Genomic DNA, 22,967 nt, shown 5'->3' with positions numbered 1-22,967 from the left:
GCCGATGGACGGTGACGGCGCCTTCCGAGCGACGGGCGCGCGCGAGCACTGGACCGAGATGACCTACGGCGGTGCGCTCTCGTTCCTGCGCCGGCGCTACTCCCGGGAGCTCGACGGTGTCGACGTCGCGGTCATGGGCTTTCCCTACGACGCCTCGGTCACCTATCGCCCGGGCTGCCGCCTCGGGCCACGGGCGATCCGGGCGGCGTCGGTGCAACTCGCGGAGCTCCGGGCCTTCCCGTGGGGGTTCGACCTGCTCGAGTCCCTCGCGATCGTCGACCGCGGGGATGCGCTTCTCGACCCGCACCACCCGGAGAGCGTGGCGCCGGCGATCGAGGCCGCGGCGACGGCGGTGATACGCTCCGGCACGAAGCTCCTGTCGCTCGGCGGCGACCATTTCATCGCCTGGCCGCTGCTGCGGGCACACGCGGCGGTCCACGGGCCGCTTGCGCTCGTGCAGGTCGACGCTCACGGCGATCTCTGGCCGGACGATCCCGGCCGGATCGACCACGGCACGATGATGGGCCGGGCGATCCGCGAGGGGATCGTCGATCCGTCCCGCTCGACGCAGGTCGGCATCCGCACCTATCACGACGACCCGATGGGCCTCGAGATCCTGACGGCGCCCTGGATTCATCGCAACGGTATCGCCGCGGCGATCGAGGTCATCCGCGCCCGTGCCGGGGACGCGCCGCTCTACCTGTCGTTCGACATCGACGGGCTTGACCCGGCCTTCGCGCCGGGGACCGGCACCCCGGTGCCCGGCGGCCTCGCCTCGTGGCAGGCGCTGGAGCTCGTGCGTGGGCTCGCGGGGCTCAACCTCGTCGGCATGGACCTCGTCGAGGTCTCGCCGCCCTTCGACCACGCCGAGATCACCGCCCTCGCGGCCGCCCACCTCGCCCACGACTGGCTCTGCGTCCTCGCCGCAGAGGCGGGCGCCGTGCAAGCGCCCGTGGGGCGGCTTTAGAGCACCAGATCGGTCTCGGTGATCGACAACGGCGCCGAGAAGGCGATGTCATAGTCGGCGACTCTGTCGCCATCCACGTCGCCGAGCAGCCCGCGGTGCGTGGCGCGGAGCTCTCCCGCGACACCGGAGAAGCCGGCAGTCCCGATGAAGGTGAAAGCCTGGTTGCCCGGGCTCCAGACATCGGCATCGATCGGCCCGAGGACGATCTTGTCGAGCCCCGGCGTGAAGTCGCGGATCACGTCCCGGACACCGGCCGCGTCCTCGCGGAACACGAACGAGTCGGCACCGCCGCCGCCGACGAGAACGTCACGCCCTCCGCCCCCTTCGAGGCTGTTGTCGGACGCGTTGCCGCGGAGAAGATTGTCCCCGCCGTTGCCGCGCGCGGAGATCGCCGTCCCGAGCAGCACCAGCGTCTCGACATTGGCACCGAGCCGGTAGGAGACCGTGCTCCGGATCGCATCGCTGCCGCCGGTCGGCGTTTCGATCACCACGTCGCGGGTGTTGTCCACCACGTAGGTGTCATTCCCCGCTCCGCCCCGCATGCGATCGGCGCCCGCCAGTCCGTTGATGGCATTGTTGCCCGCGTTGCCGAAGATCACGTCCCGGGCGTCGGTTCCGACCGCGCGGAGGTTTCCGGCGCCGGTCAGCATCAGGGTCTCGACGTTATCCTCCATGCGGTGGCTCACGTTGCTTCGGATCGTGTCGTTGCCGCCGCCAACCCGTTCGATGATCCGGTCGCCGGCCGAGTCGACGAAGTAGGTGTCGTCACCCGCGCCGCCGTCCATCCGGTCGCTGCCAGCGCGGCCATCGAGGACGTTCGCGCCAGCATTGCCCCAGAGGCTGTTGTCGAGCGCGTTGCCGGTCGCCCGGGTTGCGTTTCCCGAAAGCGACAGGGCCTCGATGTTGGCTGAAAGGACGTAGTCGATCGTGCTCGTCACGGTATCGAACCCGGCGGATGGGGCCTCCTCCACCACATCCCCGGCGGAGTCGACCACATAGCTGTCGTCGCCCACGCCGCCGGCCATCCGGTCGTCCCCCGCGCCGCCGTCGAGCGTATCGTTGCCACCATTCCCCGAAAGGGCATTCGTGCCCTCGTTGCCGATCAGGAGGTTGGAGAGATCATTGCCGGTGCCGGCGAGGTCCGCGCTGCCTCCGAGTTGCAGGTTTTCCACGTGGTCGGGAAGAACGTAGTCGGCCAGGACGAACACGGAGTCGGTGCCTTCGGTCTCGGCCTCGATCACGGTGTCAGGGGTGTCGTCGAGAATGAAAGTGTCGTCTCCGGCGCCGCCAAGGAGCAGGTCGGAGCCGAACTGCCCCTGAAGCGTATCGTTGCCCGCGCCACCGGACAGCGTGTCGGCCTGCGCCCCGCCGAAAAGACGATCATCGCCGTCGCCGCCTTCGAGCGAGTCGGCACCGTCGCCGCCGTTCAGAAAGTCGGCACCGGCCGATCCGAGAAGCGTGTCAGCGCCGGAAAGTCCCCAGATCTCCGAACTCGCCTGCGCCGAAAGCGCATCATCGCCGCGACCGCCGGCGAGAACCGGCAGGTCGTCGGTCATCGTCGTCGACACGAGGAGATCGTAGGCGCCGGTCTGGCGATAGCCGCCCGAGGAGACGGTCAGCCAGACGGTGGAGTCGCGCCCGGACGTGCTCTGCAGGATGCCGGTGCCGCCACTCCCGAGGTCGAGGGTGGCATATGGATTGTATGCCCTCGTTTCGAGCGTGACCCTCAGGTCCGAAACCGCCTCGGAAGTGACGGCCCAGAAGTAGCGCTGGCCCTGGGTCAGACCGAGCCTGACCGAGTCGATGTCGCTCGCGGCATCGAGCTTCAGGGCATATTCCGTCCCCATCGTCGCGGTGAGTGCGCCGACGTAGCGGTCACCACCGACATCGTCGCTGAAGTTGACACTCAGGGCGTACCCGCCACCGAACTGCGCGCCGACCGCGATGGTGTAGATTTGGGTGTTGGTCACGGTCAGAGATTTGCCCGTTACCCCCACCGAGGTCCCGAGTGCATCGTAGATCGTGCCGCGGACGCCGACAGCACTGCCACCACCGAGAAAGTCGCTGGCGCCGGCGTAAACGAAGTACCGTCCCGAATCGAGGGTGACGCGGTAGTAGTCGATGTCCCCATCCGGGCTGATCCTGCCCCACGAGAACTGGTCGAGCATCACGCGCCCTGGCATCAGTTCCGTCTTGTCGATGCCGTCTTCTTCTCCGAAAGACATTTGTTCCCTCTCATCCCATCGGGGGATGAGTGGCCCAGCGGCACGGGGCTGTAAAGGGACCCTCTCGCCGCGTCATTTTTCCTTGCCCGGTCCGCGGTCCAGACCGATGCTCCGGGCCAAACTTCCAAGGAACTGATCCGTGCCCCCCACGCCCGCCGAATTCGTCGATCGCCTGCCCGATACCTTCCGCGAGTGGCTCGCGGGGCGGCGGATCGAGGAGGTAGAATGCGTCATCGCTGACATCGCCGGCATCTCGCGCGGCAAGGCGATGCCGTTCGCGAAGTTCATGCGGGAGGACCGCATGTTCCTGCCGACCTCGGTGTTTCACCAGACGATCGCCGGCGACTACGTCGACATGGACATCGCGAACCAGTGGACCGAGTCGGACATGGTTCTGAAGCCGGACTACGAGGCGGCGACGGCGAGCCCGTGGGCGGATGATGTGACGCTGCAGGTGATCCACAACGTCGAGGATCTCTCCGGGCGGCCGATCGAGGTGGCGCCGCGGAACGTGCTGAAGCGGGTGATGGCGCTCTATGAGGCGGAGGGCTGGCAGCCGGTGGTGGCGCCGGAGATGGAATTCTACCTCATCAAGCCGAACCTGAACGCCAACGAGCCGATAGAGCCGCCGGTGGGCCGCACGGGTCGGCAGATGGTGAGCCGGCAGGCCTATTCCATGTCGGCTGTCGACGAGTACGGCAAGGTGATCGACGACATCTATGACTTTGCCGAGGCGCAGGGTTTCGAGATCGACACGATCATCCAGGAGGGCGGTGCCGGGCAGGTGGAGATCAACCTGCTGCACGGCGATCCGATAAAGCTGGCTGATCAGGTGTTCTTCTTCAAGCGGACCATCCGCGAGGCGGCGCTTCGGAACAACTGCTTTGCCACGTTCATGGCAAAGCCGATGCAGGACGAGCCGGGGTCGGCGATGCATATCCATCAGTCGGTGGTGGATGCGGCGACCGGGCGCAACATCTTCTCGGACGAGAGGGGGGCGCCGACGGATGCGTTCTATGGCTTCCTCGCCGGGCAGCAGACGCACTTGCCGACGGTGGTCTGCATGCTGGCGCCTTACGTGAACAGCTATCGGCGCTTCGTGCCGGGCGGGGCGGCGCCGATCAATCTGGAGTGGGGGCCGGACAACCGTACCACGGGCCTGCGGGTGCCGATCGCCGAGCCGCACGCGCGGCGGATCGAGAACCGGGTGGTGGGGATGGACTGCAACCCCTATCTCGCGCTCGCGGCGTCGCTGGCCAGCGGCTATCTCGGGATGAAGGCGAGCCTCAGGCCGCGCGAGGCGGTGGCGGGCGAGGCCTACCACCGGCCGAGGGCGTTGCCGCGCGACCTGCTGGCGGCGATCGACCTCTTCGAGGGCGACCCGGAGATCACCGACGTTCTCGGGGTCGAGTTCTGCAACCTCTACAAGGCGATCAAGCGCGACGAGGTAGAGACCTTCCTGCGGGTGATCAGCCCCTGGGAGCGGGCGCATCTGCTCTTGAACGTCTGAGGAGGCCGGGGCGCGCAAGTTGTGCAGGCAGTTCTGGATTTTGGAGCTGCGGGACAATCACGGGTCGGCCCGCCGGATGGCAAGCCGGATTGACGGTTGAGGGCCATGTCCGCACGGCAACCCCGCCACCTTCCCACGCCGGGCAGGCGCGGCGAGCCGCGGGCAGGAGTGCCTAGTGGGCCGCATCCGCCAGATGGCGCGCCAACAGCGCGGCGTGGAGTGGCGGTGGCGCGGTGACGATGCCGGCGACGCGGGGGTCGGCGCGGTTGAACGCGAGGGGCGCCCCGTGTTCGTCGGTGACGAGCGCGCCCGCTTCACGGGCGATGAGCGCGCCCGCGGCGATGTCCCATTCCCAGCTCGGGCGGAAGGTGAGCATCGCGTCAAACCGGCCCTCGGCGACGAGGCAGAGGCGATAGGCGATCGACGGGCGGAACTGCCGCTCGATCGCCGGCACGCCGCCGGGCCAGAAGTCCGGCTCGAACTGGTTGGCGTTGGCGAGGATCTCGGCGCCGTCGAGCTCGCGCCGGGTGCTCGGGGCGATCGGCCGGCCGTTGCGGGTCGCGCCGCGTCCGCGCTCGGCGATGTAGGTCTTGGAAAGTGCCGGCATGTGAACGATCCCCACCGTCGGCTCGCCCGCCTCGACGATCGCCGCCGAGATCGCCCATGTGGGCTTGCCGGCGAGAAAGGCGCGGGTGCCGTCGATCGGATCGACGACGAAGACCCGCGACGCCGACAGACGCTCCGGGCCGTCCTCGGTTTCCTCCGAGAGCCAGCCATAGTCCGGCCGTGCCGCCAGCAGTCGGGCGCGCATCAGGCGGTCGACTTCGATGTCGGCCTCGCTCACCGGACCGCCGCCGCCGGGCTTGTCGCGCACGGCGCCGGGCGCATCGGCCCGGGCGAGGGCGAGCGCCCCGGCCTCGAGCACGATTTCCGTGAGGAGGCTCGCGTCAGTCACCGGCGATGACCAGCCCTTCGACCAGCAGGCTCGGGACCACGCGGCCGAGCCACGGCCGCGCGTCGTTGGCCGGGCGGATCGTCATCAGCATGTCGCGGAGGTTGCCGGCGATGGTGCATTCGTTGACTGGCCGGACGATTGTACCGTTCTCGAACCAGAAGCCGCTCGCCCCGCGCGAGTAGTCGCCGGTGGTCGGGTTGATCGAGGCGCCCAGCATCGAGGTGACGAGCAGCCCGGTGCCGGCCTCGGCGAGGAGCGCGTCAAAGCCGGTCGTGCCTTGCGTCAGTTCGAGATTGCCGGCGGCGGGAGAGGGCGGCGAGGAGGCCCCGCGCACCGCGTTGCCGGTGCTCTTCAGGCCGAGCTGGCGCGCGGTGGCGAGATCGAGGGTCCAGCTTTTCAGGATGCCGTTCTCCACGAGGTAGCGGCGGGTGACGGGCAGGCCCTCGCCGTCGAACGGCCGCGAGCCGCCGATCCGGCGGCGAAGCGGATCCTCCACGAGATCGAGGCCGGCGGGCAGCACCGCCTCGCCCATGGCGTTCTCGAGCCAGCTCGCGCCGCGGGCAACGGCCGTGCCGTTGATCGCCGAGACGAGGTGGCCGATCAGCCCGGACGAGACGCGCTCGTGGTAGATCACCGGAAAGGCGCCGGTCGGCGGCTTCGAGGCGCCGGCGCGGGCGGCGGTGCGCTCGCCGGCGAGCCGGCCGACGGTCTCGGGCGCTGGCAGGTCGTCGCGATGGGTGCGGCTCTCGAAGGCGTAATCACGCTCCATGTCCGTGCCTTCACCGGTGATCGCCACCGCCTGCACCGCGTGCGACGAGCGCCCGTAGCCGCCGGAGAAGCCGTTGCTGGCGGCGAGATGCACCTTCGTGCGCGACCAGCTCGCGCCGGCGGCCTCCATCAGGCTGACACCGGGTACGGCCATCGCCGCGGCCTCGGCTTCGCGGGCGGTGGCTTCGAGCTCGGCAGGCGAGGGCAGGGGCGAGTGATCCTCGAGGTCGAGCGTCGCGGCGTCCCAACCCTTCGCGAGCTGGTCGGGGTCGGCGAGCCCGCACCACGGATCCTCGGGGGCTTCCCGCGCCATGGCGACCGCGCGCTCGGCCATGGCGGCGAGGGTCGCGTCGCGGGTGTCGCTCGACGAGACGCATGCCTGTCGCTTTCCGATCAGCACGCGCAGCCCGATGTCGATGCCTTCAGCGCGTTCGGCGTGTTCGAGGGCGCCGTTCCTGACCTCGATCCCGAGGCTTTCGCCCGCCACGGCGAGGGCGTCGGCGGTCTCGGCGCCGGCAGTTTTCGCCGCAGCGAGCAGCCGTTCCGTCAGGCCTGCCAGATCGTGTGCCATGCCGCGTCTCCCGATGCTCCGCGGAGCTACGTAGGCGGTTTCGTGCTGTCGTACAACCTGAGGCGTGAAACCGAGCGCGTGGTGACGAACGGCAGCCTGAAATCAACGGCTTGTCGCGGGCGCTGCACGTCGCGCTTGTCTTTCGCCGCGTGAGCGCATTTCATGCCGGAAAAGCGCGTTTGTATCCTTGGGGGGAGTGGCGGCAATGGGCAAGCTTTCGGGGAAGGCGGTGGTCATCACCGGCGCGAGCCGCGGCATCGGAGCCGCTGCCGCGGAGGCGATGGCGGTGGAAGGCGCGTCGGTCCTGCTTCTCGCCCGTTCGGCAGAGGGGATTACCGCGCTCGCCTCGCGGCTGAGGAAGTCGGGGCACGTCGCGGAGGCGATGACCTGTGACGTCTCGGAATTCACCCAGGTGAGTGCGGCGATCGGCCGGGCGCACGAGGCGTTCGGCCGGGTCGATGCGATCATCAACAACGCCGGGGTGATCGAGCCGATCGGACCGCTCGCGACAGCCGATCCGAAGGCGTGGTCCCATGCGGCGGACATCAATTTCAAGGGCGTCTTCAACGGGATGCGCGCGGTGTTGCCGCAGATGCGGGCGCAGGGGACCGGAGTGATCGTCAACGTCGGCTCCGCCGCCGCGCACAATCCGCTTGAGGGCTGGAGCCACTACTGCGCCGCGAAGGCCGGGACGGCGATGCTGACGCGCTGCGCGCATCTCGAGAACCGCGGCCGGGGGATCCGGGTCTTCTCGCTGTCGCCGGGGACGGTGGCGACCGAGATGCAGCGCAAGATCAAGGCGAGCGGCATCAACGCAGTCAGCCAGATGGACTTTGCCCAGCACGCGCCGGTCGGGGAACCGGCGAAGGCGCTGGTGTGGCTTCTGACCGACGATGCGGCCGAGTTCGCCGGTCAGGAGATCTCGCTCCGGCAGCCGGAGATGCGGGCGCGGATCGGGCTCTGAGGGCGCTCACCCGGGGGGCGTCACTTCTCGGGGCGCGACCAGTTCAGGAAGAAGCCGACGTCGCCCGGGATGCCGCCGGGGAATGTGACGATCTCGGCCTTCAGGCGGTAGCCCATGGAACGGGCGTGGCGCTCCCATGTCTCGTACATCTCCTTCGCCTTGCCGCGCAGCGTCGTCGGCCAGTCGGGTTCGGCGCTGTTGATCGCCCGGCCGTCGTCGGTGCAGAGCGACGAGGGGAAGGTGTAGATCAGCGCCTCGAACTCGCCGCGTTTCGCCGCGGCCTCGACGCGCTTGCGCACCTCCTTCAGCTCCTCCGGGCCGATGTGGTGGGTCAGGAAGTCCTGGGTGAAGGCGGCAAGCCGGTCGTGTTCGGCCTCGCTCAGGTGGCTGTCGGTCTGCGTCGCGGCCTCTTCGCGCGCTGCCATGGCCTTGCGCAGCGCGTCTGCCGTCCATTTCGACCGTTCGTCCTCGCTCATGGCGTGGTTCTCCGGGGCTAAAGGGTCAGGACAGTCGATGCCACACTCCGCAGATTGGCAACCCCCTGCGACAGGGATGCATCCCTGTGGCAGGGGTGTCAGGATGACGGCATGTCGCGTGCCGAACGCCTTCTCGACCTCATCCAGACGCTGCGCCGGCACCGGACGCCGGTGACGGGGCAGGCGTTGGCGGAGGAACTCGGGGTGAGCCTCAGGACGCTCTACCGCGACATCGCCACGTTGCAGGGGCAGGGAGCCGATATCGTCGGCGGGGCGGGGCGATCCGCCGCTGGCGGCGGCGGCGGCCGATATTCTTGCGAAGGTCGAGGCGGTGCTGCCGGCGGCGCGGCGGGAGGAGCTTGAGGCGCGCGGCCTTCTGGTCTGGCCGGGGGGCGGGGACGGTGCGGACATGACGGTGGTCCGCCGGGCGATCCGGCTCGAGCGCAAGGTCGAGATCGGCTACCGCGATCTGGCGGAGGCGCGGTCCTCCCGGACGATCTGGCCGATCGCGCTGACGCATTTCGACCGGGCGCGGGTGGTCGTCGGCTGGTGCGAGCTTCGCGAGGACTTCCGCCATTTCCGGGCCGACCGGATCGCCTCGGTGACGCTGCTCGACGGGCGATACCCCCGGCGGCGGCCTGCGTTGCTGCGCGAGTGGAGGGCGACGCTTCGGCCGGGAAACACTGCTGCCAGAAACTGACAGTGCCACTCGCTAGGTCTGGTCCATCGCAAGCAACGAAAGGACCACAGAACGATGGCACACGAGCCCGGAATGAGCATCCTCTACGTGGCGAGCCCGGCGGCGAGCGCGCGGTTCTACGGCCGGCTGTTCGGCTGTGACCCGGTCGAAGAGTCCCCGACATTCGTGCTCTTCGTGTTCGGGTCGGGGGTGAAGTTCGGCCTCTGGGCTCGCGACGGTGTGCTCCCTGCCGCGGGGGGCGCTCCCGGAGCGGCTGAGACCGCGATCCAGGTCGGGAGCGCCGCCGAGGTCGATGCGATCCATGCCGGTTGGGCGGCGGATGGCCTGCCGATCCTGATGCCGCCCGGTGACTTCGACTTCGGCCGGAGCTTCGTCGTGAGCGATCCCGACGGGCATCGCCTCCGGGTCTATGCGCTCGCCGACTGAAGCGCGGGAAGCCCGAGGCGGAGGGCCTTGCGCATCACCGTGGGGAGGGCGGCGTCGAGGGCGGGGGCGGGGCGGAAGTCGCCCGCGCTGCCCTCGGGGACGCGCGCGCCGTGGATGCGCAGGATCAGGTGGAAGTGGGTGAAGGTGTGGCGCGCCTCGATGCCGAGGTCGCGCCAGTCGGCGGGGAAGGGCGGTGCGCCATGCGCGCCGGCCTTTTCCGTGCCGTCCCAGCCGGCCGAGGGGAGGGCGAGCATGCCGCCGAGGAGGCCGCGCGCGGGACGGGTTTCGGCGAGGACCGCGCCATCATCGCGGAGCGCGAGCCATGCGATGCCGTGGCGCACCGGCTTCGGCGCCTTCTCTGCCTTGCGCGGCAGGCTCTCGGGCTCGCCCCCCGCCCGCGCGGCGCAGGGGTCGCGCCACGGGCAGATGCCGCAGGCGGGGGCGCGGGGCGTGCAGATCGTCGCGCCGAGGTCCATCACCGCCTGCGCGTAGTCGCCCGGGCGCTCATTCGGAGTCAGGCGGTCGGCGAGGGCGCGTATCAGCGGCTTTGCCTCCGGGAGAGGCACTTCGATCAGCCCGATGCGGGCCATCACCCGCTCGACGTTGCCGTCGACGACCACCGCCCGGCGATCGAATGCGATCGCGGCGATGGCGGCGGCGGTGTAGGGGCCGACGCCCGGCAGCGCCATGAGCCCGGCCTCGCTGTCGGGGAAACGGCCGTCAAGATCGCGGGACACCACACGGGCGCAGGCGAGGAGGTTGCGGGCACGTGCGTAGTAGCCGAGGCCAGCCCATGCGGCCATCACCTCGGCATCCTCGGCCGCCGCGAGGTCGTGTACCGTTGGCCAGCGGGAGAGGAACTTCACGAAATAGCTGCCGGCGGCCGCGACGGTGGTCTGTTGCAGCATCACCTCGGAGAGCCAGACCGCATAGGCCGGCGGCGGCGGTGTGCCGGGCGGCGCGCGCCACGGCAGGGTGCGGGCGAAGCGGTCGTACCAGTCGAGGAGCTCGCCCGGCATTCCGGGGCGAGAAGTCTCTGCTGCGGCCTCCATCCGTTCTCCCTGACAAGCCTCGCGCCAGCGGTTAACCATGGTGTCCATGAACGACAAGACCGCCACCGGCAAGGGCCGGCGCGCCCGTGGGTTCGTCCGCGCGGGCGGGCTGATCGAGGCGCAGATGTCCCGGGCATCCGGCCAGCGCGGTTTCGCGCAAGCCCGGCTGCGTGCGCTCTGGCCCGATATTGCCGGGCCGGAGTTTGCCGGGATCTCGGCGCCGGTGAAGCTTACCCGTGCCCGTGGGCCGGCCGGAGGGCTGCTGACGCTCGCGGTCGAAGGGGCACACGCGCCGCAGATCCAGATGCTGATCCCGCTGCTGCGCGACCGGGTGAACGCGGCGCTGGGCCCGGGCACGGTGGGGCGGATCCAGCTCACCCATGGCCAGATCGGATTCGCGGAGCCGGCGCCGCGCTTTCGCCCGGCGCCGGACGGACCGCCGCCCGACATCGGCGAGGCGGGGGAAAGTCTCTCAAGCATTGGTGATGGCGAGCTCAAATCCGCATTGGAGACACTGGCGCGGAATGTGATATTGCGGGTACGGAACCCGAAGAACTGACTGGATCGCTGATGCACTCGCCCCTCACCCGCCGCCAGATCCTCGCTGCTGCCGTCGCTCTCGCGCCGCTGCTTGCGTTCGGCATGCCCCGCTTTGCCGCCGCGCAGGACAGCGCTGCGCAGGACACCGCCGAGGCACCGGTCGTGCCCGAACTGACGCTCGGTGATCCGAACGCGCCGGTGAAGGTGGTCGAGTATGCGATGTTCAGCTGCCCGCACTGCGCCGACTTCCAGGCTCAGACCTTCCCGCAGGTGCAGAAGGAATACATCGACACCGGCAAGGTCTTCTGGACCTTCCGCGAGGTGTTCTTCAACAAGCCCGGGCTCTGGGCGGCGATGATCGCCCGCTGCGCCCCGCAGGACCGCTACTTCGGCATCGCCGATCTCATCTTCTCGACGCAGGCAGCGTGGATGATGAATCCCGACGGCACCGTGCGCGACGACGCCTCGATGGTCGAGGCGCTCTACCGGATCGGCCGGCAGGCCGGGCTTTCCGACGCCGAGATGGACAAGTGCATGAACGACCGCGCCTTCGCCGAGGCGCTGGTCACGTCGTACCAGAAGAACGCGGGTGCGGACGGCATCGACTCGACGCCGACCTTCATCATCAACGGCACGAAGGTCGACGGCGCCCTGCCGTTCGATCAGTTCAAGGCCGAACTCGACAAGGCGCTCGGCGCCTGACGCACGAGGCCGGCCCCGCACACTGGGGGCAAGCTTGGCACGGGCAGACGAGCTCGCGCGCTTCGAGGCACTGAACCGGTTTGCCTCGCTTCCCGAGGCGATCCTCGCTGCCCGACGCGCCTTCGGGTCTGGCCGGGTGGCCTTCGAGGATATCGAGGGCACCGCGCTGACCTATGGCCAACTCGCCCTCGCGAGTGCGGTGCTGGAGCGCGGGCTTCGCGCGCGCTTCGCCGCCGGCGAGCGGGTCGGGCTGCTGCTTCCCGCCGTTCCCGGTGCCGTCGCGGTGCTGCTCGCGTTCTGGCGCTCGGGGGCGGTGCCGGCGCTTCTCAATCCAACGGTTGGCTCCGGTCTGGTCATCGCCGCGCTGCGCTGCGCGGGGTGCAGCAGCGTCATCACCAGCGAGGCGTTCATCGAGAAGGGCGGCTTCGGCGATCTGGTGGCGCGGTTGCGCGAGGACGGGTTCGCGGTCGTCCTGACCGAGGAGCTGCGCGCCGCGCCAACGCTTTTCGACAAGGTTGCCGGTTTCGTCGCCAGTCGCCGGGTGCCGCGCGGCCTCGGTCGCGCCAGCGAGGCGGCGGTCCTCTTCACCTCCGGGACGGAGGGCAAGCCGAAGGGGGTCGTGCTGACCCATGGCAACCTGCTGGCCAACGTGGCGCAGATCGGCGCGCGGGCACCGATCGGCCCGGACGACCGGGCGGTGTCGGCGCTGCCGCTGTTTCACAGCTTCGGGCTGACCGCCGGCATCGTGCTGATGGCCGTCACCGGCATCCGCACCGGGCTGCACCCCTCGCCGCTGCACTACCGGGTGATCCCGGAACTGGCGAAGAAGCTCGACGCGACGATCCTGTTCGGCACCGACACCTTTCTTGCCGGCTGGGGCCGTCGGGCGACGCGGGAGCATTTCGCGCATCTGCGCGCGGTGGTCGCGGGGGCCGAGCCGGTCAAGGCGACGACGCGGGCGATCTGGGCCGATCAGTTCGGCGCGACGATCCTCGAAGGCTATGGTGCGACCGAGACGAGCCCGGTGATGGCGCTGAACGATCTCGACGATCCGCGGCCGGGCACCGTAGGGCGGTTCCTGCCCGGTATCGAGGCGCGCCTCGAGCCGGTGCCGGGGATCGACGGCAGCCGGCTTTCCGTGCGCGGCCCGAACGTCATGGCGGGGTATCTGCTTGGCGGGAGCGACTTCGAGCCACCGCCCGACGGCTGGTACGACACGGGCGACATCGTGCGGATCGGGCCGGAGGGGCATGTGACCATCGTGGGGCGAGCAAAGCGCTTTGCCAAGATCGGCGGCGAGATGGTGTCGCTGGCGCTCGTCGAGGCGCTGGCCTCGGAAGTCTGGCCGGGCGAGCCGCTCGGCGCCGTGGCGCTGCCCTCTCCGGTAAAGGGCGAACGGGTGGTGCTGGCGATCGCCGATCCCGGCGCGACGCTTGAGGCGCTGCGCGAGCATCTCCGGGCGGCTGGGATCGCGGAAATCCTCGTGCCGTCCGAGGTGCGCGTGCTCGACACGATCCCGGTGATGGCGTCGGGCAAGACCGACCTGCAGAAGCTACAGTGGCTGCTGGCGACGTAAGGGGGGGCCTGGCCCCGGCGCGAAAGCGGAAAGGGCGGCCTGCTCGCGCAGACCGCCCCTCACTGTCCCGCTGTTCTTGATGTCAGCGTGCTTTTTTACGTCAGCCGCGCCAGGTGCGGATCGGGCCGCAGTCCATGTGCACGAAATTCGAGCGGTGATAGACACCGACGCCGCCGCCGTCGCAGGCGAACGCGGCCTTGGAGATCTGGCTGACCGAGCGGCTCTTCAGCCGGACGTCGGCGGCCATGGCCCGCATGTGGTAGGAGTGGCTGGCCGCGCCCTTCAGCATCCGGTTGGTCTGCGGCGTGCGATAGCCGGAGATCATCAGGTAGGGCTCCGAGGTCTCCATGAGACCGAGCGTCGCGGCGAGATTGTCGATGTTGCGCGGGTCATAGTTCATGACCTGGTTCCGACGCCAGTCGCGCATGAAGTAGCTGATTTCGGTAACGGATTCCGGCACATATTTGCCGTCGGCGAAATAGATCGTGTCGATCGATTCGCCCGTCCGCTGGCTGTACATGCGGATGCGGCGGATGTCGCCCGCGCCGCGAAGGAAGCCCGGTGCCCGGGCGTAGACCGGTGCCGCGGCCACGGCGCAGAGGCCCGCAAACACTCCACCCAGCACCGCCCGGCGCGACGGCCGAAATTCGTTGTCCATTGGATCACTGCCTCGATCTACTGCCTGTTGGGGTCTTGGTTTTTTCGCCCCTGTGGTTGTGATGACACAGCAGGGCTGTCCTTCCAAGCTTGCCGTGACCGAAGGTGCCAGATCGGCGGTTTTTTGCCTATTGATGTGTCGCGATGCCCTTTCTCTTGAATTGGTGAATTCCTTGTTAATAGGCGCGCGGCTTGCCGCGCTGCCCCGAGCGCGGTACGTTTCAGAAAAATAATCCCGAGCAGCACGAAGCACGTCAACCAGAGGCAGGCAATGCGAATGAACCTGAGCGTCCGTTTTTTTCCTGTCGTCCTGGCGGCGGGTCTCGCTTTGCCGGCGATGGCCGAGGAGCCGGGGGTGACGCTGCCGCCGGAGGCGCCCGCCACGGCGGCGTTGCCCGAGGGGCCGAGCCTTTCGGCGGAGGCAACGGCGTTCAAGGCGGCGCTCCAGACCGAGCTTGCGCCGCTTGACGCCGACGACCGGGCGGCGATTGACGGCTTTTACGCGGCCCGTCTGTACCAGCCGTTCTGGACCGATTCCGGCACCCGTCGCGAACCGGAGCTGGTCGCGGCGCTGGCCGGCGCCGGCGCACAGGCGCTGCCGGTCGACCGCTACGATCCGGACGGGCTCGCGGCGCTCTTCGAGACGCGCACCGCCGCGCCCGCGGCGCTGGAGGTGGCGGCGTCACGGGCATACCTCGCGTTTGCCCATGACGTCTCGGGCGGCATCGTGCGCCCCAACGCCGTGTCGCCGGAATATGTCGACCGCAAGCCGGTCCGCCCGGAGCCATCGGCGCTGATGGCGCGCCTTGCCGCCGAGCCGGTCGCGGGGATCCTGCGCTCGCTGGAGCCGAAGTCGCCGGACTATGGCCGCCTGAAGGCGGAGAAGGCGCGGCTCGAAGCCCTCGCCGGCACCGAGAGCTGGGGCCCGGAAGTCACGGACGGCGAGACGCTGCACCCGGGCGAAAGCGATCCCCGTGTCGCTGAGCTTCGCGGGCGGCTGGCGCGGCTCGGCTATGTCGAGCCGACCGGCGAGGTGGCGAGCCCGGTCTTTGACGACGCGCTCGTCGCCGCGGTGGAGACGTTCCAGCGCGACTATGGCCTGAACGATGACGGCGTCGTCGGCTCGCTCACCCTCGATGCGGTCAACGCCCCGGCCGAGACGCGCCTCGCGCAGGTGGCGGTCAATCTGGAGCGGATGCGCTGGATGCCGAAGGATCTCGGCGCGCGCTATCTCTGGGTGAACATTCCCGACTTCACCGCGCATCTGAACGAGGACGGGCGCGAGACGTGGTCCTCCCGCGTCGTCGTCGGCAAGACCGGAGTTACCGAGACGCCGGAGTTCGACGGGCTGATGCGCACCGTCGTGGTCAACCCGACCTGGCACATCCCGGACTCGATCGCGATCCGCGACTATCTGCCGAAGCTGCAGAAGAACCCGATGGTGCTGAAGAACCAGGGCATCGACCTGATGACCCGTGGTGGCACGGTCATCAACCCGAAGCTCGTCGACTTCACCCAGTATACGCCGGAGAACTTCCCCTTCCGCATCAAGCAGCGGCCGTCGGACGACAACGCGCTCGGGCAGGTGAAATTCCTCTTCCCGAACCACTTCTCGGTCTACATGCACGACACGCCGCACCGCGAGCTTTTCGCCCGCGACGTGCGCGCGTTCTCGAACGGCTGCATCCGGCTGCAGAAGCCGGTGGAACTGGCCGAGGCGCTGTTGCAGTCGCAGGTTCCCGATGTGCGCGCCGCCTATGACAGCTGGCGGGCGGCGGCGAAGGAGAAGGGTGTCGCGCTGGAGCACACGATCCCGGTGCACATCGTCTATCGCACGGTGTTCTTCGACGACGCGGGCGTGGTGCGGTTCCGCCCCGACGTCTACGGCCGGGACGCGACGGTGTTTTCCATGATGCAGAAGGCCGGCGTGACGCTTCCGGCGGCGCAGGGCTGAGCGCGGCGGGTGCGGGCATCCCGGGGGAGACGACAGTGACCACTATTGAAGAGCTTGCCCGTGCCCTCGGTGCCGAGGCGGTGGGCGACGGGGCAATTGTCGTGACCGGCGCGGCGGAGCCCGCCACTGCCGGCGAGGATGACGTGGCGCTGGCCATGCAGCCGGCCTTCGCCGAGGATCTGGGCAAGGGCCGGGCGCGCGCGGCGATCCTCTGGCCCGGTGCGGACTGGCAGGCGCTGGGGCTCAAGGCCGCAATCCTCGCGCCCCGCGCGCGGTATCTGCTGGCCGGCGTCAACCGCGTCTTCGACCGGCCGCCGGAACTGCCCGAGGGCGTCCACCCCTCCGCCGTGATCGATCCGACCGCCGAGGTGCCGGACGACGCGCGGATCGGTCCGTTCGTGCTGATCGGCCCGCGCGTAAAGCTCGGGGCCGGCGCGCGGATCTTCAGCCATGTGTCGATTTCCGAGGATGCGGTGATCGGCCGCGACGCATTGATCCTCTCGGGCGCCCGGATCGGCGCGCGGGTGACGATCGGCGACCGCTTCATCGCCCAGCCCGGCGCCGTGCTCGGCGCCGACGGCTTCTCGTTCGTGACGCCGACGCGCGGCATCGTCGAGGAGGCGCGCGAGACCGGTGTCATCGCGGCCGAGGAACAGGGCTCCTATGTGCGCATCAACTCGATCGGCTCGGTGCGGATCGGCGACGATGTCGAGGTGGGCGCGAACTCCTGCATCGACCGCGGCACCGTGGCCGACACCACGATCGGCGACGGCACCAAGATCGACAACCTCGTGCAGCTCGGCCACAACGTGAAGGTGGGCCGGACGTGTCTGATCTGCGGCCATGTGGCGGTGGGCGGCTCGACGATCATCGGCGACCGGGTGGTGCTGGGCGGCAAGGCCGCCGTGGCCGATCACCTGACGATCGGCCAGAACTCGGTCATCACCGGCAACTCCGGCGTCGCCTCGAACGTGCCGCCGAACCGGATCATGATGGGGTATCCCGCGGTGCGGATGGATCAGAACGTCGAGATCTACAAGGCGCTCCGGCGGCTTCCGCGCTTCATGTCACGACTTGATGCAGTGCAGAAAGGCATTTCCAATCCACCCCTGAAAGACTAGACCTTTGGGTAACAGCTCATCCGAGGGAGGGATCATGTCCGACGCTGTGAGGGAGACGGTCCGGGACAAGGTCGTCGCCATCCTCGCCGAACAGGCCGCGCTCGAGCCGACCGCCGTCTCCATGGAGGCGAGCCTCGGTGATCTCGGCATTGACTCGCTCGCCCTCGTGGAGACGATCTTCAGCATTGAGGAAACCTTCGACATCGAAGTGCCCTTCAACGCCAACGAGCCGGAAAAGTCCGATTTCGACATCTCGACCGTGGCGAGCATCGTCCGCGCAGTGGAGACCCTCGTCGCTGCCCGGACCTGAGCCAAGGCGTTGATGCCACGATCTCCCCAGCATCCCCGCGGCGGCCGGCGTGTCGTTGTCACCGGACAGGGCACGATCAATGCCCTGGGCCGCAGCGCGCCCGAGACCCGCGCTGCCATGCGCGAGGGGCGCCTCGGCATTGGCCCGCTCGCGTTTCAGGACGTGGATCGCCTGTCTATCCAGATCGGCGGCCAGATCCGGGGCTATGACCCGGAGGCGCATTTCAGCCGGCAGGAGCTGACGCTTTTCGACCCGTTCACCCAGTTCGCGCTGCTCGCGGCGCGCGAGGCGGTGGCGGCGTCAGGGGTGACGTTCGCCGACCCCGGGCGCGCGGGCGTGGTGCTCGGCACCTCGGGCGGCGGCTTGCAGACCCAGGACGAGAACTACCGGCTGGTCTATCAGGAGGCGAAGAACCGGGTTCACCCGCTGGTCGTGCCGCGGCTGATGAACAATGCCGCGGCAAGCCAGATCTCCATGGACATGAAGATCGAGGGCCCGACCTATACCGTCGCCACGGCGTGCGCGTCGTCGAACCACGCCATGGGGCAGGCGTTCCAGCTGATCCGCTCCGGCATGGCCGACGTGGTGCTGACCGGCGGCGCGGAGGCGATGCTCTGCTTCGGCGGCATCAAGGCGTGGGAGGGCCTGCGGGTCATGTCGCGCGACGGCTGCCGGCCGTTCTCGCTCAACCGCAACGGCATGGTGCAGGGCGAGGGGGCGGCGGTCTTCGTCTTCGAGGCGCTGGAGCACGCTCTGGCGCGCGGGGCGAACATCATCGCCGAGGTCACCGGATTTGCCATGACGTCGGACGCGTCCGACATCGTGACGCCGAACCGTGAGGGCGCGGTGCGGGCGATGCGCGGCGCGCTTGCCGACGCGGGCCTCGCGGGCGAGGCTGTCGGCTACATCAACGCCCATGGAACCGGCACCACGGTGAACGACAAGACCGAGTGCGCCGCGGTGCGCGAGGTGTTCGGGGCGCATGCCGACCGGCTGATGATCTCGTCCACCAAGTCGATGCACGGGCATCTGATCGGCGGCACCGGCGCGGTGGAGCTCATCGCCTGCCTGATGGCGCTGGAGGAAGGCGTCATCGCGCCGACGATCGGCTACGAGTTGCCGGACCCGGACTGCGATCTCGACGTGGTGCCGAACGTTGCCCGGGAGGCGCGGGTGGACGCGGTGATGACCAATGCGTTCGCTTTTGGCGGGCTGAACGCCGTGCTGGTCCTACAGGCCTGGCGCTAGGGGTGGGGTTCCCGTTTGGGAACCGGGACCATAGGATGTGCCTAAATTCGGCTCGCAGGGCGATTCCTGCTAGGTGATCGGGCTCCGCCCGCCTATCGTATAAAGACCAACCCCCAGAGAGGATATGGCCTCAGGCTCACGCCCTGAGCCCTCGTGCCTGCGTTCAAGACGGAGACCTCCCCGATGACCAAAGTTCGTGTCTGGCTGAGCCATGACGGTTACCGTGACCCCGATGACAACCTCGCGATGCTCGTTGGCGCCGCCAAGGCCCGTCAGACCGCAAAGTCGGACCCCGACATCTCGATCGCCGGGCTGATCTTCGGCGATACGACCGATGGCGGCCAGTTCCACATGGTGCACCCGATCAAGAATACGCCGAGCAACATGGATGGCGATCCGCGCTTCGACGAGCTGGCGAAGAACAAGATCGCGGCCGGGAACTACCTTTTCTTCAAGCAGTACGCCAAGCCTGCGCTGGAGAAGATGGCGCCGGGCTGGGCGGTGATCGACTCGGTGCAGGGCGAAGTCACGAGTTCGTGGAACTACAACGCGCAGCAGCGCTCCGGCCTTTCCCATGCCTCGCGCGAGCTTGTCTCGGACATCATCTCGGCGATCGGCAAGGGCGGCGGCAACAATCCGAAGGAGGTCGTGGTCTACAGCGCCGGTGGTGGAGCGCACGTGCCGGCGGAGGCGATCGGTTATCTGCGCAACGAGGGGTTTACCGACGCCAAGATCAAGCAGCACTTCGCCATCGTCCAGCATGGCCGCACCAACTTCGCGTCGAACCTGGAACCTGAAGCCCGCAACATCACGCGGACCTTCACCATTCCGATCGCGAAGCAGGATCTCGACAAGTACGCGAATGGCATGGATGGCCCGGGGCTTGGCAAGCTGGTGCGCGGCGGCATCTTCCTGGAGGGCAACCGCTTCGGGGCCAAGATGGCCGAGGCGCTCGACGTGGCGCAGGGGCTGAAGAAGTTCGAGAACATCGGGCCGGGCAAGACCTTCAAGACGACGATCGACGGGTCGGACGCGGGCAGCCATGCCTTCGCGGTCAACGATACCCGGCTGCTTGCCAACTGGGACAACCGGCTGAAGGCGGGCGAAACCCTGTCGGCGCAGGTCGGCCACGAGCATCAGGTCGTCAAGGCGGGCGGCGGCTACCGGCTGCGGGTGATGTTCAATGATTTCGACTGGAAAGACGCGCGCGCGCTGATGAACGGCAACAAGGCCGGAGCCGACGCCAGTGCGACGACGGCGGTGGCGACGGCACTGGAGCACGACGACAACACGCCGGCGGAGAAGCTTTCCGAGACGCTGACCGAGGTGAAGGTCGCGGCGGCGGAGCTGGTGGCGACCGATGCGGACACGGGCGAGGGGGGCGAGGTCGCAGCGCTCCTGCGCAAGGCCGGGCCGGCGCTTTCGCTGGGCGAGGCGGACGTCTTCGCCTTTGCGAGCGACGGGAGCGCCACGACCGTCGTCGCGGAGAATGGCCGGATCGGCGTGGCCGATATCGGCAAGCCATCCGATATCGAGCGTTCGGATGCGGGCTCGGAGAAGCTGCTGGTCGACCTCGGCGAGAGCAGTGATCTGGTGGCCGTCGTGGTGGCCGGGCTCTCGAAGCGCGGCAGCGCCCACGAGGCGGCGGAGATTACCGCCTATGCGGAGGATGGCAGCCTGATCGGCACGAAGCTGGTGGAGGCGAACGGCCGGACCGAACTCGGCTTCGGCGAGGAGGTGCGTTACGCCACGATCGAGGCCGCCGAGTGGCAGGGGGAGGGCGCGCTGCCGGAAGCGAACCCGGACCTGAGCCTGATCTGGATCGAGGCGCTTTGAAGCGCCGGGCCATCGGGCGGTGTCGCCCGATGGCCCGGATTGTCGCGGAAACTCCAGAACCTGATCCGGCTTTGCCGGAACCGCTCCAGCGCTAGGCGCGGGCGCCGAAGAGCGTGTCGCGCAGCTTCATGCCGAGCAGGATCGCCACGAGGCAGAGGGTGACGGTGTTGGCGAGGATCACCGGCAGCTGCCCGGTGCCGAAGCCGTAGATTGTCCAGAGCACGATGCCCGAGGCGAGGACTGCCAGCATCGGCAGGTTCAGCCCCTCGGTCGAGCGGCTGCGCCAGGTCTGCACGACCTGCGGCAGGAAGGCGAAGGTGGTAAGGCCGGCCGCGATGAGCCCGGTCAACTCGAGAAGCGAAGACATGGTACTGTGAACTCTGGAACCGTGGGGAGCGATGCTGGCAATATAGCCCTTCCGGGGGCGCGGCGAGCAGATGCAGTTCACGCATGGCAGCCATGCGCCGGGCGGCAGGCCGATCGCGATCCCGTGCCGCTGATGTGATCTTAATTATTTAAGAACATAAGTTAATTCCTGTGTCTTCAATACGTTGCAGGTGAAGCTTTGGGGGCTGGCGCTTGCGTGGGGCGCCGCGGGGAGTGGACATCCCGCCGGAAGTGTCGGATGTAACGGACCAAAGACAGGGCGCGAGTGCGCCGCATTCCAAGGAAGGGAGAGAGAGATGAAGCTCGTCCGCTACGGCGCGAAGGGATCGGAGAAGCCTGGTGTTCTCGATGCGGAGGGGACGATCCGCGATCTCTCCGGTCTCGTCGGCGACATCGCCGGGGTAACGCTTTCCGATGAGGGGCTTGCGCGCCTGCGCGGTCTTGATCTCTCGAAGCTGCCGGCGGTCGATGCGTCCGTCCGTCTCGGTGCCTGCGTCGGCGGTACGGGCAAGTTCGTCTGCATCGGACTGAACTATGCCGACCATGCGGCGGAATCGAACCTCCCCGTCCCGTCCGAGCCCGTGGTCTTCATGAAGGCAACGAGCGCGATCTGCGGCCCGAACGACGAGGTGCTGATCCCGCGCGGCTCGCAGAAGACCGACTGGGAGGTCGAGCTCGGCATCGTCATCGGCAAGCGGGCGAAGTACGTCTCCGAGGAGAACGCCCTCGACCACGTTGCGGGTTACTGCACGATCAACGACGTCTCCGAGCGGGCGTTTCAGGCCGAGCGTCAGGGCCAGTGGACCAAGGGCAAGTCCTGCGACACCTTCGGGCCGACCGGCCCGTGGCTCGTCACGCGCGACGAGGTCGCCGACCCGCAGGCGCTGAAGATGTGGCTGAAGGTGAACGGCGACACCCGGCAGAACGGCTCGACGGCGACCATGGTTTACGGCGTGAAGCATCTGGTCTCGTACCTCAGCGAGTTCATGAGCCTCGAGCCCGGTGACATCATCTCGACCGGGACGCCTCCGGGCGTCGGCATGGGGATGAAGCCGCCGGTGTACCTGAAGCCCGGTGACGTGATGGAGCTTGGCATCGAGGGGCTTGGCGAGCAGCGGCAGACCTGCATCGCCGACCCGGAATGAGCCTCGTTCCGCTTCTCGATACCCATCAGCATCTCGTCTACCCGGAACAGCAGAGCTACGCCTGGACGGAGAACGCCCCCGCGCTCAGGGGGCGGGCCTTCACGCTTGGTGACTATCGCGATCTGGTGGCGGGGCGCGGAGTGGCCGGGTCGATCTTCATGGAGGTCGATGCGGTCGACTATCGCGCCGAGTCCCGGATGATCGCCCGGCTCGCGGGGGATCCGGCCAGCGGTGTGCTCGGGCAGATCGCCTCGTGCCGGCCGGAGACCGACGCGGGTTTCGAGGCGTGGCTCGACGAGGGCGGCTCGCTCGGGGTGGTCGGCTACCGGCGCATCCTGCACGAGACGACCGACGATGTGTCGGAGAGCGAGACCTTTCGCGCCAACGTCCGCCGGATCGGCGCGCGGGGTCTCTCCTTCGACATGTGCTTTCTCGCCCGGCAATTGCCGATCGCGGTGGCGCTTGCCCGCGCCTGTCCCGAAACCCGGCTGGTCATGGACCACTGCGGCGTGCCGGACATCGCCGGCGGCGCGTGGGAGAGTTGGCACGCCGGGATGACGGCGCTCGCGGCCGAGCCGAACGTGGTGGCGAAGCTCTCCGGGGTCTTCGCCTATGTGGCGCCCGGCGCGGCGAGCCTTGCCACCGTTGCGCCATGGGTCGAGGCGGTGATCGCGGCTTTCGGCCCGGATCGCTGTCTCTGGGGCAGCGACTGGCCGGTCTGCACGGTGAAGGGCGGCACGCTGCCCGACTGGATCGACGCTTTCCGCGCGATCCTCGGGGGCTGCTCCGAGGCGGAGCAGCACGCCATGGCGCATGGCACGGCGGAAGCGGTCTACGGCGTGAAGCTTCCCGCCGCCTGACGGCTGAGGCCCAGCGA

General features: G+C 68.6%; 23 protein-coding genes. 16 read left to right on the top strand and 7 right to left on the bottom strand.

The features are described 5' to 3' along the window. The first annotated feature begins 4 nt into the window (after window positions 1–4). Window positions 5–967 carry an agmatinase gene (speB, locus tag HNP73_RS00680; protein WP_184147968.1) on the top strand — a complete coding sequence of 321 codons (963 nt, stop codon included), beginning with the start codon at window positions 5–7 and terminating at the stop codon, window positions 965–967. On the opposite strand, the gene HNP73_RS00675 is transcribed toward speB, so the two are convergent. Then, a complete protein-coding gene (locus HNP73_RS00675) occupies window positions 964–3,192 on the bottom strand; it encodes a calcium-binding protein (RefSeq protein ID WP_184146108.1) in 2,229 nt (742 codons plus the stop codon). The two genes, speB and HNP73_RS00675, sit on opposite strands and share 4 nt — an antisense overlap. A gap of 139 nt (window positions 3,193–3,331) precedes the next feature. Between HNP73_RS00675 and HNP73_RS00670 the strand changes: the two genes are divergently transcribed. Then, the gene (locus tag HNP73_RS00670) at window positions 3,332–4,702 is read left to right on the top strand and encodes a type I glutamate--ammonia ligase (protein WP_184146106.1); all 1,371 of its coding nucleotides are present in this window, start codon (window positions 3,332–3,334) and stop codon (window positions 4,700–4,702) included. 172 nt (window positions 4,703–4,874) lie between these two features. On the opposite strand, the gene HNP73_RS00665 is transcribed toward HNP73_RS00670, so the two are convergent. Together HNP73_RS00665 and HNP73_RS00660 are read right to left on the bottom strand one after the other, a co-directional pair. Then, window positions 4,875–5,657 (bottom strand): inositol monophosphatase family protein, encoded by a 783-nt coding sequence (locus tag HNP73_RS00665; protein WP_184146103.1) that lies wholly within the window; start codon window positions 5,655–5,657, stop codon window positions 4,875–4,877. Further along, the gene (locus HNP73_RS00660; protein WP_184146100.1) at window positions 5,650–6,996 is read right to left on the bottom strand and encodes a TldD/PmbA family protein; all 1,347 of its coding nucleotides are present in this window, start codon (window positions 6,994–6,996) and stop codon (window positions 5,650–5,652) included. The genes HNP73_RS00665 and HNP73_RS00660 overlap by 8 nt, the downstream gene beginning before the upstream one ends. A 205-nt stretch (window positions 6,997–7,201) precedes the next feature. On the opposite strand from HNP73_RS00660, the gene HNP73_RS00655 reads away from it, so the two are divergent. Next, complete coding sequence (locus HNP73_RS00655) at window positions 7,202–7,960, top strand: SDR family oxidoreductase (protein ID WP_184146098.1); 759 nt, start codon at window positions 7,202–7,204, stop codon at window positions 7,958–7,960. A 20-nt stretch (window positions 7,961–7,980) separates the two neighbouring features. Here HNP73_RS00655 and HNP73_RS00650 read toward each other — a convergent pair whose 3' ends face one another. Then, the gene (locus HNP73_RS00650) at window positions 7,981–8,436 is read right to left on the bottom strand and encodes a histidine kinase (RefSeq protein ID WP_184146095.1); all 456 of its coding nucleotides are present in this window, start codon (window positions 8,434–8,436) and stop codon (window positions 7,981–7,983) included. 111 nt (window positions 8,437–8,547) lie between these two features. Here HNP73_RS00650 and HNP73_RS22815 point away from each other — a divergent pair, with 111 nt between their 5' ends. From HNP73_RS22815 to HNP73_RS00640, 3 genes are read left to right on the top strand one after another with little or no spacing between them, the layout of a single operon-like run. Beyond that, on the top strand, window positions 8,548–8,799 hold the full coding sequence (locus HNP73_RS22815) for a helix-turn-helix transcriptional regulator (protein WP_221288095.1): 252 nt from the start codon (window positions 8,548–8,550) through the stop codon (window positions 8,797–8,799). After that, window positions 8,768–9,136 carry a helix-turn-helix transcriptional regulator gene (locus HNP73_RS22810; RefSeq protein ID WP_221288093.1) on the top strand — a complete coding sequence of 123 codons (369 nt, stop codon included), beginning with the start codon at window positions 8,768–8,770 and terminating at the stop codon, window positions 9,134–9,136. The genes HNP73_RS22815 and HNP73_RS22810 overlap by 32 nt, the downstream gene beginning before the upstream one ends. 54 nt (window positions 9,137–9,190) lie before the next feature. Further along, complete coding sequence (locus HNP73_RS00640) at window positions 9,191–9,562, top strand: VOC family protein (RefSeq protein WP_184146092.1); 372 nt, start codon at window positions 9,191–9,193, stop codon at window positions 9,560–9,562. On the opposite strand, the gene HNP73_RS00635 is transcribed toward HNP73_RS00640, so the two are convergent. Continuing rightward, on the bottom strand, window positions 9,544–10,614 hold the full coding sequence (locus HNP73_RS00635) for an A/G-specific adenine glycosylase (protein WP_184146089.1): 1,071 nt from the start codon (window positions 10,612–10,614) through the stop codon (window positions 9,544–9,546). The genes HNP73_RS00640 and HNP73_RS00635 overlap by 19 nt on opposite strands. Before the next feature lie 46 nt (window positions 10,615–10,660). Here HNP73_RS00635 and HNP73_RS00630 point away from each other — a divergent pair, with 46 nt between their 5' ends. From HNP73_RS00630 to HNP73_RS00620, 3 genes are read left to right on the top strand one after another with little or no spacing between them, the layout of a single operon-like run. Then, on the top strand, window positions 10,661–11,173 hold the full coding sequence (locus HNP73_RS00630; protein WP_184146087.1) for a DUF721 domain-containing protein: 513 nt from the start codon (window positions 10,661–10,663) through the stop codon (window positions 11,171–11,173). A gap of 11 nt (window positions 11,174–11,184) precedes the next feature. Next, window positions 11,185–11,856, top strand: a complete 672-nt coding sequence (locus HNP73_RS00625; RefSeq protein WP_184146084.1) for a DsbA family protein — start codon at window positions 11,185–11,187, stop codon at window positions 11,854–11,856. 34 nt (window positions 11,857–11,890) lie between these two features. Beyond that, window positions 11,891–13,432, top strand: a complete 1,542-nt coding sequence (locus HNP73_RS00620; RefSeq protein ID WP_184146082.1) for an AMP-binding protein — start codon at window positions 11,891–11,893, stop codon at window positions 13,430–13,432. 100 nt (window positions 13,433–13,532) lie between these two features. Here the strand turns inward: HNP73_RS00620 and mepK are convergent, their stop codons facing one another. Continuing rightward, window positions 13,533–14,090, bottom strand: a complete 558-nt coding sequence (mepK, locus tag HNP73_RS00615; protein WP_184146079.1) for a peptidoglycan L,D-endopeptidase MepK — start codon at window positions 14,088–14,090, stop codon at window positions 13,533–13,535. A gap of 354 nt (window positions 14,091–14,444) precedes the next feature. On the opposite strand from mepK, the gene HNP73_RS00610 reads away from it, so the two are divergent. The 5 genes from HNP73_RS00610 to HNP73_RS00590 all read left to right on the top strand — a co-directional run bounded on the left by HNP73_RS00610 (window position 14,445) and on the right by HNP73_RS00590 (window position 20,558). Further along, window positions 14,445–16,043 (top strand): L,D-transpeptidase family protein, encoded by a 1,599-nt coding sequence (locus HNP73_RS00610; protein ID WP_221288091.1) that lies wholly within the window; start codon window positions 14,445–14,447, stop codon window positions 16,041–16,043. Window positions 16,044–16,078: 35 nt separating this feature from the next. Further along, window positions 16,079–17,164 carry a UDP-3-O-(3-hydroxymyristoyl)glucosamine N-acyltransferase gene (gene lpxD / locus HNP73_RS00605; RefSeq protein ID WP_184146073.1) on the top strand — a complete coding sequence of 362 codons (1,086 nt, stop codon included), beginning with the start codon at window positions 16,079–16,081 and terminating at the stop codon, window positions 17,162–17,164. A 34-nt stretch (window positions 17,165–17,198) separates the two neighbouring features. Beyond that, complete coding sequence (locus HNP73_RS00600; RefSeq protein WP_184146070.1) at window positions 17,199–17,474, top strand: acyl carrier protein; 276 nt, start codon at window positions 17,199–17,201, stop codon at window positions 17,472–17,474. A gap of 12 nt (window positions 17,475–17,486) precedes the next feature. Further along, on the top strand, window positions 17,487–18,722 hold the full coding sequence (locus tag HNP73_RS00595) for a beta-ketoacyl-[acyl-carrier-protein] synthase family protein (RefSeq protein ID WP_184146067.1): 1,236 nt from the start codon (window positions 17,487–17,489) through the stop codon (window positions 18,720–18,722). Between the two features lie 183 nt (window positions 18,723–18,905). Beyond that, complete coding sequence (locus HNP73_RS00590) at window positions 18,906–20,558, top strand: hypothetical protein (RefSeq protein ID WP_184146064.1); 1,653 nt, start codon at window positions 18,906–18,908, stop codon at window positions 20,556–20,558. 91 nt (window positions 20,559–20,649) lie between these two features. On the opposite strand, the gene HNP73_RS00585 is transcribed toward HNP73_RS00590, so the two are convergent. Further along, window positions 20,650–20,925 (bottom strand): SemiSWEET family sugar transporter, encoded by a 276-nt coding sequence (locus tag HNP73_RS00585; RefSeq protein WP_184146062.1) that lies wholly within the window; start codon window positions 20,923–20,925, stop codon window positions 20,650–20,652. Between the two features lie 316 nt (window positions 20,926–21,241). On the opposite strand from HNP73_RS00585, the gene HNP73_RS00580 reads away from it, so the two are divergent. After that, entirely contained in the window at window positions 21,242–22,090 is an 849-nt protein-coding gene (locus HNP73_RS00580; RefSeq protein WP_184146059.1) for a fumarylacetoacetate hydrolase family protein, read from the top strand. Next, on the top strand, window positions 22,087–22,950 hold the full coding sequence (locus HNP73_RS00575; protein WP_184146056.1) for an amidohydrolase family protein: 864 nt from the start codon (window positions 22,087–22,089) through the stop codon (window positions 22,948–22,950). The genes HNP73_RS00580 and HNP73_RS00575 overlap by 4 nt, the downstream gene beginning before the upstream one ends. Window positions 22,951–22,967 lie beyond the last annotated feature (17 nt).

It is taken from the genome of Amaricoccus macauensis (assembly GCF_014201905.1).
Lineage (GTDB): Bacteria > Pseudomonadota > Alphaproteobacteria > Rhodobacterales > Rhodobacteraceae > Amaricoccus > Amaricoccus macauensis.
This window is presented reverse-complemented; position numbering and strand designations above follow the sequence as displayed.

Coding starts and splice junctions, on each gene's coding strand:
- HNP73_RS00660 (WP_184146100.1), bottom strand. CDS start 6,996: ATGGCACACGATCTGGCAGGCCTGACGGAACGGCTGCTCGCTGCGGCG.
- HNP73_RS00650 (WP_184146095.1), bottom strand. CDS start 8,436: ATGAGCGAGGACGAACGGTCGAAATGGACGGCAGACGCGCTGCGCAAG.
- HNP73_RS00675 (WP_184146108.1), bottom strand. CDS start 3,192: ATGTCTTTCGGAGAAGAAGACGGCATCGACAAGACGGAACTGATGCCA.
- HNP73_RS00635 (WP_184146089.1), bottom strand. CDS start 10,614: ATGGAGGCCGCAGCAGAGACTTCTCGCCCCGGAATGCCGGGCGAGCTC.
- HNP73_RS00595 (WP_184146067.1), top strand. CDS start 17,487: ATGCCACGATCTCCCCAGCATCCCCGCGGCGGCCGGCGTGTCGTTGTC.
- mepK (WP_184146079.1), bottom strand. CDS start 14,090: ATGGACAACGAATTTCGGCCGTCGCGCCGGGCGGTGCTGGGTGGAGTG.
- HNP73_RS00625 (WP_184146084.1), top strand. CDS start 11,185: ATGCACTCGCCCCTCACCCGCCGCCAGATCCTCGCTGCTGCCGTCGCT.
- HNP73_RS00585 (WP_184146062.1), bottom strand. CDS start 20,925: ATGTCTTCGCTTCTCGAGTTGACCGGGCTCATCGCGGCCGGCCTTACC.
- HNP73_RS00655 (WP_184146098.1), top strand. CDS start 7,202: ATGGGCAAGCTTTCGGGGAAGGCGGTGGTCATCACCGGCGCGAGCCGC.
- HNP73_RS00590 (WP_184146064.1), top strand. CDS start 18,906: ATGACCAAAGTTCGTGTCTGGCTGAGCCATGACGGTTACCGTGACCCC.
- speB (WP_184147968.1), top strand. CDS start 5: ATGGACGGTGACGGCGCCTTCCGAGCGACGGGCGCGCGCGAGCACTGG.
- HNP73_RS22815 (WP_221288095.1), top strand. CDS start 8,548: ATGTCGCGTGCCGAACGCCTTCTCGACCTCATCCAGACGCTGCGCCGG.
- HNP73_RS00600 (WP_184146070.1), top strand. CDS start 17,199: ATGTCCGACGCTGTGAGGGAGACGGTCCGGGACAAGGTCGTCGCCATC.
- HNP73_RS00575 (WP_184146056.1), top strand. CDS start 22,087: ATGAGCCTCGTTCCGCTTCTCGATACCCATCAGCATCTCGTCTACCCG.
- HNP73_RS00640 (WP_184146092.1), top strand. CDS start 9,191: ATGGCACACGAGCCCGGAATGAGCATCCTCTACGTGGCGAGCCCGGCG.
- HNP73_RS00580 (WP_184146059.1), top strand. CDS start 21,242: ATGAAGCTCGTCCGCTACGGCGCGAAGGGATCGGAGAAGCCTGGTGTT.
- HNP73_RS00630 (WP_184146087.1), top strand. CDS start 10,661: ATGAACGACAAGACCGCCACCGGCAAGGGCCGGCGCGCCCGTGGGTTC.